General features: G+C 71.7%; 7 protein-coding genes. 2 read left to right on the top strand and 5 right to left on the bottom strand.

Annotated elements, in window-relative coordinates:
• Positions 1–197: 197 nt before the first annotated feature.
• Positions 198–1,868 carry an NTP transferase domain-containing protein gene (locus tag WME96_RS28865; RefSeq protein WP_437284807.1) on the top strand — a complete coding sequence of 557 codons (1,671 nt, stop codon included), beginning with the start codon at positions 198–200 and terminating at the stop codon, positions 1,866–1,868.
• A 61-nt stretch (positions 1,869–1,929) separates the two neighbouring features.
• Here the strand turns inward: WME96_RS28865 and WME96_RS28870 are convergent, their stop codons facing one another.
• The 4 genes from WME96_RS28870 to WME96_RS28885 all read right to left on the bottom strand — a co-directional run bounded on the left by WME96_RS28870 (position 1,930) and on the right by WME96_RS28885 (position 7,021).
• On the bottom strand, positions 1,930–3,867 hold the full coding sequence (locus WME96_RS28870) for a PAS domain-containing sensor histidine kinase (protein WP_437284808.1): 1,938 nt from the start codon (positions 3,865–3,867) through the stop codon (positions 1,930–1,932).
• 13 nt (positions 3,868–3,880) lie between these two features.
• The gene (locus tag WME96_RS28875) at positions 3,881–4,675 is read right to left on the bottom strand and encodes an alpha/beta fold hydrolase (protein ID WP_437284809.1); all 795 of its coding nucleotides are present in this window, start codon (positions 4,673–4,675) and stop codon (positions 3,881–3,883) included.
• A 221-nt stretch (positions 4,676–4,896) separates the two neighbouring features.
• The gene (locus WME96_RS28880; protein ID WP_437284810.1) at positions 4,897–6,279 is read right to left on the bottom strand and encodes a protein kinase domain-containing protein; all 1,383 of its coding nucleotides are present in this window, start codon (positions 6,277–6,279) and stop codon (positions 4,897–4,899) included.
• A gap of 472 nt (positions 6,280–6,751) precedes the next feature.
• A complete protein-coding gene (locus WME96_RS28885) occupies positions 6,752–7,021 on the bottom strand; it encodes a hypothetical protein (RefSeq protein WP_433927297.1) in 270 nt (89 codons plus the stop codon).
• A 547-nt stretch (positions 7,022–7,568) separates the two neighbouring features.
• On the opposite strand from WME96_RS28885, the gene WME96_RS28890 reads away from it, so the two are divergent.
• Positions 7,569–9,473, top strand: a complete 1,905-nt coding sequence (locus WME96_RS28890; protein ID WP_437284811.1) for a DUF4215 domain-containing protein — start codon at positions 7,569–7,571, stop codon at positions 9,471–9,473.
• A gap of 316 nt (positions 9,474–9,789) precedes the next feature.
• Here the strand turns inward: WME96_RS28890 and WME96_RS28895 are convergent, their stop codons facing one another.
• Complete coding sequence (locus WME96_RS28895) at positions 9,790–11,928, bottom strand: tetratricopeptide repeat protein (protein WP_437284812.1); 2,139 nt, start codon at positions 11,926–11,928, stop codon at positions 9,790–9,792.
• Positions 11,929–12,005 lie beyond the last annotated feature (77 nt).

Genomic DNA, 12,005 nt, shown 5'->3' on the forward strand with positions numbered 1-12,005 from the left:
CCATACTTTTGCGCTGGCGCGCCGTCAAGCGACGTCATCCCTTCTTATTGTTTCTTCAACATCGGTCAGCGCCTGACATCGTCCCGTTACATCCCGGGGACTCCACGCGGGCCGCGACGCGTGAGGGCGCCGCGCGGCGTCCAGCGACGATGAACGTCCTGGCGGGAGCGTCGCGAAAGGATGATGATGCCGCGCGGATGAACGAGCTCGAGCGGATCGTGCGGGAAGCGACGAAGTTGGTGGCGGACCGGTCCCCGTTTCTGCTCGCGACCGTCGTGCGGGTGTCCGGGTCGTCGTACCGCCGCCCCGGCGCGCGGATGCTTGTCGCCGGCGATCGATGGCTGTCGGGGTGCGTGAGCGGCGGTTGCCTCGAGGGCGACGTGATGCTCCGCGGAGAGCACCGGTGCCGTGACGGCGCCGTGGTGGTCACCTACGACTCGACCACCGAGGACGGGGAGCCGTGGGGCGTGGGGCTCGGCTGCAACGGCGTCGTCGACGTCCTGCTCGAGCGCGTCGAGGCCGGAGCGACCCACGACGCGCTCGCGTTCGCCGGCGCCTGCTTCGCCGAGGAGACCACGGGCACGCTGGTCACGGTGATCCGCTCGACGGCGTCCGCGGTCCCGGTCGGCGCGCGCCTCGCCTTCGGCCCGCCGTGCGCGCTCGCGCGCCCCGTGACCGATCCGGCCGCGCGCGCCGCGATCGAGCGCGCGGCGCGGGGGCCGGCGGGGGTCGTGGAGCTCGACGCGGCCGGGATCACCGTGCTCGTCGAGAAGATCGCGCCGTCGCCGCAGCTCTTCGTGCTCGGGGGCGGCCACGACGCGGTCCCCCTCGTCACGCTCGCGAAGTCGGTGGGATTCCGGGTCACGGTGGCCGGCCCCGTCATCCGCCAGGGATCCCGGTTCGCCGCCGCGGATCGCGTGCTGTCGACCGGCGGCGCGACGGATCGCCTCCGCGCGCTCATCGACGCGGCGGCCGAGCCGTACGTCGTGATCATGCACCACCAGCGCACGCCGGATCGCGACGCGCTCGCGGCCGCCCTCGCGTCGCGCGCCCGCTACATCGGCGTGCTCGGGCCCGCGCGCCGCACGCGCGATCTGCTCGCCGAGCTCGGCCGCGGCCCCGGCGACGATCCGCGGATCCACGCGCCGATCGGGCTCGATCTCGGCGCCGAGACGCCCGAGCAGATCGCGCTCTCGGTCGTGGGCGAGCTCCAGGCCGTCGCGCGCCGGGCGCAGGGGGGGAAGCTCCGCGACCGCGCGCGACCGCTGCACGCGGGCCTGGCGATGGCCGTGCTCGCCGCGGGCGGCTCGCGCCGCCTCGGGCGCCCCAAGCAGCTCGTCGAGTTCGACGGGGCGCCGCTGGTCCGGCGCGTGGCGACGGCGTGCATCGAGGCGCGCTCCGGGCCGGTGTGCGTCGTGCTCGGCGCCCACGCCGGCGCGGTCGCGCCCGCGCTCGGCGATCTGGGCGTCGCGCTCGTCGCGAACGACGGCTGGGAGGAGGGCATCGCCTCCTCGATCCGCGCCGCGGTCCGGTGGGCGGAGGCTTCGAAGGCCGACGCGCTCCTGATCGCGCTCGCGGATCAGCCGCTGATCACGGTCGAGCACCTCACCGCCCTGCGGAATGCGTGGCTCGCGGGCGCGCCGATCGCCGCGTCGCGGTTCAGCGGCGTCGTGGGCGCGCCGGCGGTGTTCGACCGATCGCGCTGGGACGCCCTGTCGCGCCTCGAAGGAGACCAGGGCGCCGGCCGGCTGCTGCGCGCCGAGAGCGTCGCGGCGATCGACTGGGCGGGCGGGGCGATCGACGTCGATACGGTCGATGACGTGCGCGCGCTCGACAGCCACGCGCCGGCGCATCCCCCGAGCTGCTGAGCCGCCGCCGCGCCGGGCGAGGAGATGGCGGACGCCTGGCGCCGCGCGATCGCCGACGTCGTCACCCCTGCGATGCGCGCGCTGCTGCCTGGGCGCGCGGGAGCACCACGGTGAACGTGGTCCCCTCGCGCTCCGTCGAGCGGACGCTCACCCGGCCGCCGTGCGCGCTCGCGATCTCGCGCACGATGTAGAGGCCGAGCCCGACGCTGCGCGCGCCCGGCCCCACCTGCGCCGCTCCCCGCTGCATCGGCTCGAAGATCCGCGCCTGGAGCTCCTGCGGGATGGGCCGCCCCGTGTTGTGCACCCGGACCTCGAGCGCGTCCCGGGCCACGACCGTCGTCACCGTGACCGGCTCGTCCGGGGTGCCGTACGTCAGCGCGTTGTTCACCAGGTTGGTGAGGATCTGCGCGAGGCGATCCGGATCGGCGGACCCCAGGCCGTCCCCCGTGCGTCGGTGCTCGACCCGACGGCCCGGCCACGCGAGCCTCAGCTCGTCGAGGAAGCCGGCCGCGAACAGGTGCAGATCGATCTCGCGGCGCTGCACGCGCAGGCCGCCGCCGAGCCTCGCTTGCGTGAAGTCGAGCAGGTCCCCGATGAGCCTGATGGCGCGGTCGGCGGCGGCCGTGATCCGGCCGGCGATCACGCCCTGGAGCTCGGCGTCGGCGTCCCCGAGCAGCTGTGTTCCCAGGAGGACCGCGTTCAGCGGATTGCGGAGATCGTGGCTGACGATCCCGATGAGCTGCTCTGCCAGGATCGCGCGCTGCTGCGCCTCGCGCTGCTGCTGGCGCAGGGCGGTCACGTCGCGCGTGAGCCCGAGGACCGTGGCGATCTCTCCGCGGCTGTTGCGCTCGGGGACGACGTGCGCCTGGAACTCGCGCAGGCGGCCGTCCCGCGCCTCGTAGGAGAACGCGAGCGTGCCATGGCGACCCGCGAACGCCTCGTCGATCGCCGCGTTCCAGGCGGCCGCGTCCGCGTCCCCCAGCCCGCCCCGGCCGACCCGCTCTCCGAGGAGGTCCTCCACGGGCCTCCCGATGAGCCCCTCGGCGGCGGGGCTCAGGTACACGTAGCGGTGCGCCCGGTCGAAGCGCGCTATCACATCGGGCGAGTTCTCGGCCAGCGTCCGGAACTCGTTCTCGCGCTGCCGGAGCGCCTCCTCGCTCCTCCGGCGGTCTGTCACGTCCTCGATCACGCCGCTGAAGTGGACCGGCTTGCCGCCGTCGTCGAAGAACGCGCGCCCGGTGGAGCGGACGATCCGCTCGACGCCGTCATGACCGAGGAGCCGGTGCTCGATCGAGTACGTCGCGCGGCGCTCCGGATCGATCGCCGCGGCGAACGCGGCCGCCTCGGCGGCGCGGTCGTCCGGGTGGATGCGCTCGGCGAACGCCTCGGGGGCCAGCTCGTCGGCGGGAGGGAGCCCGAGCAGCGAGGCCACGTCGCGCTCGTAGTGACGGGCGCCGGTCGTCACGTCGACGCTCCAGACGCGCAGGTGCGCCGAGTCGAGCGCGAGCCGCAGCCGGGCCTCCGCGCGCGCCCGCGCCTGCTGCGCCTGCCGCTCGCTCGCGAGGAGCTCCTCCGCCCGCTTCCTCGCGAGCAGCAGCTCTCGCTCGTATTTGCGGCGGTCCGTCGCGATGAACACGGCGACGTCGACCGGCGGCCGAGCGGACGAGGCGGCCCCGGCCGGGCCCGCGCGGCGGGCGGCGTTCACGAGGATGGGGAGCACGCGGCCGTCGCGGCGCACGAGCTCGAGCTGCACCTCGGCGACCGAGCCCTGCATCTGCAGCAGCGGCATCCAGTGGGTGTAGTGGAACAGCTTGCTGCCGATCGTGAGCAGATCCTGGAACCGCTTGCCGACGAGCTCGGCCGCGGCGAACCCCGTCCAGGCGCACATGGTACGATTGACCCGCTCGATCGTCCCGTCGGCGGCGGTCGTGAGCAGGCCGCACGCGGCCAGCTCGTAGAGGTCGAGCGCGTCGCCTGAGCCTTCCCCGGCGGAGCTCATCGACCGGCCCGGCTCACGCCTCGAGGAACTCTCGCATCGCCTGCACGATCGCGCCGGGCGCGCTGAGATGAGGACAGTGACCGATGTTCTCGATGACGCGAAGCGTGCTGTTCGGCAGCGCCTTGTGCAGGTATTCGCCCACGGAGGGCGGAGCGATCACGTCGTCGGAGCACTGCAGGATGAGCGAGCGCGCGGTGAGCCTGGGGAGATCGGCCCGGTTGTCCGAGAGGAAGGTCACGCGCGCGAAGTGCTTGGCGATCTCCGGGTCTGTCCTGCAGAAGCTGTTGGTCAGCTCCTCGCCGAGCTCGGGCCGATCCGGCGCGCCCATGATGGTCGGGGCCATCGCGCTGGCCCAACCAAGGTAATTGCTGTCGAGCGCGTCGAGGAGCGAATCGATGTCGTCGCGCGTGAACCCGCCGAAGTAGTCGCCGTCATTGATGTAGCAGGGCGACGGTCCGACCATGATGTGCTCGCGGAAGCGCTCCGGCGCCGCGATCCCGGCGAGCAGCCCGATCATCGCGCTGACCGAGTGTCCGACGAACACCGCCGGCCCGGTCGCGATCTCTCCCAGGATCTCGATCACGTCGCGGGCGTGCCCCTCGAGCGTGTCGTACTTCCCGCGGTCGTACGCGGACAGATCCGAGCCGCCGCAACCGGCGAGGTCGTACAGGATGATGCGGTGACGATCCTCGAACGCGCCGGTGAGCAGGCGCCACATGTTCTGATCACAGCCATAGCCGTGCGCGAAGATCATGTCGACGTCACCCCGGCCGATGACCTTCACATTGTGACGCTTGCGGACGCTCACCAGCGACGCTCCTTGTGTGCCAGGGACTGACATAACAGAGGGATCCGCGCCCCGCCACCCGGCCGGGCGACCGCAGCGGCCGCGGCCGTCGCGGCCGCCGCGCGAGCATGTCGAACACGGTCGATTTCGCCGCGAGGAAAAGACTCGTGGGGTGTCCGGGAGAGCGCACAGCGTCGGGCGACGCTGGACACGACCTCGAGGGAGGTCGTCGCCGACGACCCTCAGTGGCGCGTCCTGAGCAGCTCGCGCTCGGTGGACACGCCTCGCGCGCCCGTCGCGCGGTTGCCGCGGGCGCTCCGCGGCGCCGGGCGGGGGTCGGCCGGGCGCGCGTCCTGCGCGGAGGGGGTGCGCGGCGCGGCCGCGGGGTCGGAGGCCTCCTCGGGCGCAGGGACGGCGGCCCCCACCGCCGCGGCGTCCTCCGATCGCGCGGCTGGGCGTGGGCTCGCCTGGGCGGCGATGCGCGCCTGCGCGGCGCGAACGACGGCGGCGGCGCGCGCGTCGACGCTCGACGCCCGCAGCGCGGCGGGGACCTCGGCCTGCGCCCGCAGCGCGCCGGTCGACAGCACGACGCCGAGCGCCACGACGAGGCCGGCCGCGAGGCCCAGCTTGCCCCGGCGCGCGGGCTCGGCTCGCGCCGGCGCGCCCGACGGGCCGACCGCGGCCTTGTAGGCGGCGACCATGGCCTCGATCGAGGGGAATCGCTCCGTCGGATCGAGGGCGAAGGCGCGCTCGAACCAGGCCGAGAGCACTGGCAGCGCCTCCGGGTACAGCGCCGGCTGCGGCGATTGCGCCCGGGCCAGGATCGAGGCGATCACGTCGCTCATGGTGTGGCCCGCGAAGGGCAGCCGGCCCGTGAGCGCCTCGTACGAGACGACAGCGAGCGCCCACATGTCCGAGTGCGGGCCGGTGTCCCCATCGCATGTGTGCTCCGGGCTCAGGTACGCCGGCGTCCCCAGCACCACGCCGGCGTCGGTTCGACGGGGGAAGTCGGCTGGCAGCTCCTTCCGGATCCACTTGGCGATGCCGAAGTCCGCGACCCTGGCGCGCACCTCACCGTCGCGCCCCTCCTCCAGCAGCACGTTCGTCGGCTTGATGTCGCGGTGCACGATGCCGAGGCCGTGCGCGACCGAGAGGGCCTCTCCGATCTGGCCGAGGAGCGGGGCGAGCTCCGCCGGGGACATCGGCCCCCGCTCCTGCATGAGCTGCTTCAGGGATCGACCGCGAACATAGCCCATGACGAGGTACGGCCCCACGGCAGGATCGTCGCCGACGTCGCGCACGGCGACGACGTGGTCCGTCTTCTGCGCGAGCTGCGCCGCGACCTGGGCCTCGAACCGGAAGCGCTCCAGCGCGGTGCCCGCCTGGCCCTCGCGCTGGACCGCGAGGAGCTTGAGCGCGACGTCGACCCGCAGCGCCCCGTCGTGCGCTCGCCACACCTCGCCCATGGCGCCGCGTCCGACGAGCCGCACGAGCTTGTACCGCCCCGCGACGAGCTGGTTGCGCCGCGGGTCCTGCGCCGCGTCACCCCGCCCGCCGACAGACGAAGCGGGAGCGGCGTCGCCGGAGCGGTCAGAGCGCGCCGCGACGGCACGCGCGCTGTCCACGCTCTGGAGGTTAGCGTCAGAACGTCCACCCGAAGCCGATGCTTGCCACACGAGCGGTACCCTCCGTGCCGTCGTCGTGGCCAGGCTCATTGACGCGCTGATGCGACAACGCTCCTGGCCCCCGAGACCGGGGCATGTCGGTCAGCGTAGCACCGGGAGAGCGAAGCTGGAATCAGGAAGGATGGAAGTGCCTCGCTCAGGAGTCTCCGGATCCATCACAAGGTGCGCAAGGGTGGTGGATGCGCGCCTGGCGGCGCGCTCGCCCAGGTCAGAACGTGATCGCGATACCGTCCGCCGACCTGTTCGCCCGCCGTGGTGGACGATCTCGATGTTGTTCCCCTCGGGATCGAGCCGGACGCAGCGTCGTGGCCAGGTCGGTACGGGCGCTGGCCGGGAGCGGAGGGCGCGATGCGCGTCGCCGTCTCTTCGCGTCGGCGGCGTCAACGGCCTCGGTGGCGAGGCCCGCGGCGCCTCAGGTGTGCCCGACGCCCAGCAGCTCGACCTGCTCGAACCCCGTCACCGTGAAGAACAGGCGCTGGTAGCTCCCCAGGTAGAGGTGCCACTCGTCCGACACGCCCTTGAGCTTCGTGCAGTCGATGTGCAGCTCCCTGGCGGCGTCGAACGGACCTTTGCTCGGCACGAGGGCGAGCCATTCGTTGAGCTTTCGCTCCTCGGAGCCCATGAGCCCCGATTTCGAGAGCGTCTTCTCGTACTTCTTATCCGAGATAATCGTCCAGGTCACGTCGGCCTCCTGTTCCCCCGGCCTAGTCGTCGTGGGGCCGAAATTATCGTGGCCTCGTCAAAATCTGTCAAGCCGCCCCGCGCCCCGCTCGGATTGCCGCTCGCGCGCTCGAAGAACGATGCGCCCACGTCGCGCCGCAGAGCCGCTGGCCACGGGGCTTCCGGATCGCGCGCGCGAGGAGGCAACACCGGTTGAAGAGGCCCAGGCTCATCCCTGTTCATGAAGAGAAGGGACCCCAGGGGGAGAGAGGGCACATCGGAGAGAACAAAGCAACGCTGTGTACTCTGTGCCTCTGGAATTCGAATTCTTCGCCATCACGAGACAAGAAACGAGCTTCCACGACGCGATGCGTGCTGCGGAGCTTCCGCTGTCGCGGGAAGGCGACGCTGTGTCGGGATTTATCCGCGCGGCGAGGTGGTCGACTTCAATCCACGCCCGAGCGGGCGGCGACGCGCGCACGAGGCGCTCGAGCGCAGGGCACCCATGTGAGAGACTGTCGCCACGTCACGCCCCCCGCAAGGTCCAGGGCGACCGGAAGGAGGAGGTCATGCGTCCTTGTTTTTCGCGGCCTGGTTCGACGATCGTCATCGCGAGCTGCCTCGCCCTGGTGGCGAGCTGCTCTGCGTCCAACGAGGGCACGCCCGGCGACGGGCGACCGGGTGTCGGGGGTGGTCCCAGCAGCGCCGGCAGCGCCGGCAGCGGCGCCACGGGGATCGGGGACGACATCGGCGTGGGCGACGACGGCGCCACGTTCCGTTGCGGTGATGGAGTCCTGACGTCGGACGAAGCCTGCGACGACGGCAACGTCGCGGGCGGGGACGGCTGTCCCGGGGATTGCCTCTCGGTCGAGCTGGGCTGGTCGTGCGCCGTGCCGGGAGCTGCCTGCGTGCGCATCGCCCGCTGCGGGGACGGCGCCGTGGTGTTTCCGGAGCTCTGCGACGACGCCAATACCGACCCGGGCGACGGCTGCTCGCCGACGTGCAAGGTGGAGGTCGGCCACAAATGCGAGGGCAGCCCGAGCGCGTGCACGCCGACGGCCTGCGGCGACGGCGCGCGGGAGGGCGCAGAGAGCTGCGAGGACGGCAACACGCTGCCCTTCGACGGCTGCTCGACGAGCTGCCAGGCCGAGCCCGATTGCTCCGCGGGCTCCTGCGCCTCCCGCTGCGGGGACGGCCTCGTGCTCGCCGAGGAGTGCGACGACGGCAACAACATCGACGGCGACGGCTGCTCGGCGGCGTGCACGGAAGAGCCGGGGTATGACTGCGTCGTGCCGCAGCCCTCGGGATCGATGGCTGTGCCGGCGGTGTACCGCGACTTCCGCGCGGCCCACCCCGACTTCCAGCCGAATGGCCCCGGGCGCAGCGCGCCTGTGTTCGGCATGGTCGCGCCCCGGCTCGACGCCGGGAAGAAGCCGACGTACATGGCGGCCGCGAACAGCCTGGTCACCAGCGCGCAGAGCTTCGCCGACTGGTACCGTGACGTGCCCGGCACCAACAGCACCACGGTCACCACCCTGACGCTGTGGGACACGGGCGACGGCCGCTTCGTGAACCGGTGGGGCGCGGACGGCGAGCAGTGGTCCCTGCTGTCCCCGGAGAGCGCGCATTATTGCGGCAACGTGGGCAACGAGGAGGACGGGGAGCCGTGCACCTCGACGACCGAGAACACCGCCTCCTGCGGCGACATCCACAGCCCCGAGTTCCGCGGCTGCGAGGAGCGCGGCGGGGTCTACTGGGCGAGATACCTGGAGGCCGCCTACGACGGGAACCCGCTGTTCTTCCCTGTCGACGGCGATTCGTTCACGCCGGCGGCCGAGCGCGTCCCTGCCGACATCTTCCCGAGCTACGGGGATGGGAGCTGGTTGAAGGAGGAGGGCACTCCGGATCACAACTTCCACTTCACGAGCGAGATCCGCTACTGGTTCCAGTACACGGCGGGCGAGGAGTACGTGCTCGACTTCACGGGCGACGACGACGTGTGGGTGTTCATCAACGATCGCCTCGCTGTCGACGTCGGCGGCATCCACAGCGCCGTGACCGGGCACCTCGTCATCAACGCCTCGGGGGCAGGCAGGGTGACCTACGCCGCGGAAGGCGACGAGGTCATCCCGGCGCGGAACGTCGACCTCGGCCTCGTGGACGGCAGCGTCTACCAGATCGCCGTGTTCCACGCCGAGCGCCAGACCGCCGCCTCGACGTTCAAGCTCACGCTGCAGGGGTTCGCGACCGCGCGCAGCGAGTGCGCGCCGATCTGCGGCGACGGCATCGTCGGCCTGGGCGAGCAGTGCGACGACGGCGTGAACGACGGCGGCTACGGCGAGTGCGGAGCGGACTGCCGGCTCGGCGAGTTCTGCGGCGATGGCGTCGTGCAGGCCGTGGAGGAGTGCGACGACGGCAACAACCTCGACGGGGACGACTGCGGCAGCGGCTGCCGCAACCTGATCCCGCGCTGAGCCGGCCTGGCGTCGCCCGCGGCTGAGAGGCTCAACCGTGAGAGGTCAATGGAGGTCGGGGGTCTGTGCCCGCGTTCCCCTTCGGGCGCCAGGCGACCTGACCGGTCCTACGCCTCCACCAAGGAAGGCGGGCGATTCTGGAGTCAGGCGTTCTTGATGAGCACGTTGATGCAGGGAACCCGCGGGTCAGCCTCGCGCGTGCTCGCCATGCTCGATCTGCGAGCCGTCACGAGGGCCTGGGCTGGTGCACCGCCGCTCCAGAATCGAACTCCGGGAACGCTGTACCAGCACTATGCCACGTACCGCGTGGCCCTCATCATCGCAGCAGCAGCAGCACGAGCAGCACGATCGCCACGGCGACGACCGCCACCGCACCGATCCAAAGGACGGTGCGCGCCGTGCGGCGCGCCATCTTGCGGAGCATGTGCCTGGTGTATGGCGAGAGCTCGTCCGATGTCTTCTGCGTCACGGTGACGCACATCTGCACGAGGTGGTGGAGCATCTCCCGCGGCCCCGACGCGAGCCTCAGAAGGTGGCGGTGCTGGTGGCTAACCTCCAGCGGATTGCCGATCTCCGTCCAGCACCGCAACGCCGCCGTGTAGTGGGCCCGCGCCGCCGCGTGCTCGCCCACCCTCCGCGCAATCATGCCGAGTACGTGGTGCGATCGCGCCTGCCCCGGGAGGTGGTCCGCCGGACTGTAGAGCAGCAGCGCGGCGCCGGCGTCTTCCCTCGCGAGCTCGAGGCGCCTCTGCGCGAATCTCGTCTCTGCGAGCTTTACCAGGCAGTTGGCCACCCCGAGAAGCCAGCCCGATTGCCTGAGAAGACGGAGCGCTTCCATATATGCCTCCTCCGCCTTGGCGAGCTGTGCCTTCCCCTTGGCCGCGTTTCCGATCCGCTGGAAGCATTCTGCCTGTCCCAGCACATCTCCACTCTTCTTGGCCTTCTCGAGCTGGCTGGTCACCTGCTCGTCGTCGGGGTCGTCCTCGTCCACCTCGCGGAGCAGGTAGCCGACCTGAGGGGGATGACCCTTGCGGTCGACCCGCGCGAACAGCGCCCGCGCCTCCTGGTACTGGCTCATCGCCGTCTTGAAGCGCGCCTGGAGCACTGCAATGTTTCCGAGCTCGATCAGGCAGTTGCCCTCCCACATCCCCTCGTTCGTCTGCCGGGCGAGAGCGGCCCCTACCCGGAAAAGTTTGCCCGCCTCCTCGAGCTGGCTCGACAGGCGGTGCTGGTACGCCAGCGCGATCGTGCAGGCGGCCTCGCGACGCTGGTCGCCGAGCGCGTTTGCGGCCTTGCGCGCCGCCTCGAGCGGGGATGGGGACGTGCGGCCCGAGAACTGCGCGAACTGCGACAGCCGGATGGCCGCGTCGATCGCTGCAAGGCGCATCGGGCGTGGCCGTGTTCCCGAGAGCGAGCTGCGTATAGCCATGTCAACATTGGCCATCTCGTGCAGCAGCCTCGCCACCGCCTTCTCCCCCAGGGCACTGCCCACCTGACTCCCGGACCGCTGCGCGAGAGTGCGGTAGTGCCTGATCGCATTCTCGAGGCCTTCGGCGTCGACTGGGTGCTCGTCACGCACGTATTCGCGAACCGGCGCGAGCATCAGCACCCGACCTCCCTCGAAGCGCGTCAGTCCCACCTGGCCGAGCACCTGCGCCGCCCGCCGGCCCTTCCGCGGCAAGAACGCGTCGAGGTCCTCCTCGGCGATCCCGTCCGGCAGCGCCGCGAGCAGGCGCAGGAGACGGCGCGCCTTGGTGGTCATGCGGGGAGAGCGGATCGACAGCTCCAGCGACACTCCCCAATGCGTGAGCTTGTGCTTACGCCCAGGGCGCGCGAGCAACGCCGTTCGCTGCTCCTGCCACATCGCGCTCACCGTCGCGACGGACGCGCCTTCCGTGAGGTGTCCGAGCAGTGCGATCGCGAGCGGCACGCCTTCCTGCGCAGCGAGCAGATCGGCGAGAAGCTCCGAGTTCCGGTGCTCCTCGCCCGCGATGCTGCAGAACAGGTCCACCGCGGGCGCATCGGCCAGCGGCTTCACGCGGATCGCGTCCCGCCACGCGACGCCTCCGGGGCGCTCCGCTCCGCGGATCGAGGCCACGAGCGCCAAGCCGGAGATGGATGCGAGCTTCCCGAGCAGGGTCTCCATCCGCTCGCGGTCGTGCTCCCAGGGGCTCTCGGCGTCGTCGAGCACGAGCAGCGCAGGGGCGGATCGCAGCGCATCGTGGATCCCCCTCCACAGGTCGGGCCCCAGCGAGACGGCCAGCGCGTCCGCGATCGCGCTCAGCGCGGCATCCGCGCTCAACGCGGCGTCGAGGCGCGCGAGGTAACGGCGCTCGCCATACCGTGCGACGACCCGGCCGTCGTGCAGCGCGGCTCGCGCGAGGGTGCTCTTGCCAATGCCAGCGGGCCCGAGGATCGCTATCGGGGCCACCCGCGGCTGGGACAGCTCGAGCACGACCTCCGACAGGAGTTCATCACGCCCCACGCAACGCCCGACGACAGGCAGGGTGCGGGACTCGCTCGCCGAGGGGG

It is taken from the genome of Sorangium sp. So ce406 (assembly GCF_051474675.1).
In the GTDB taxonomy this organism is placed as follows: domain Bacteria; phylum Myxococcota_A; class Polyangia; order Polyangiales; family Polyangiaceae; genus Sorangium; species Sorangium cellulosum_G.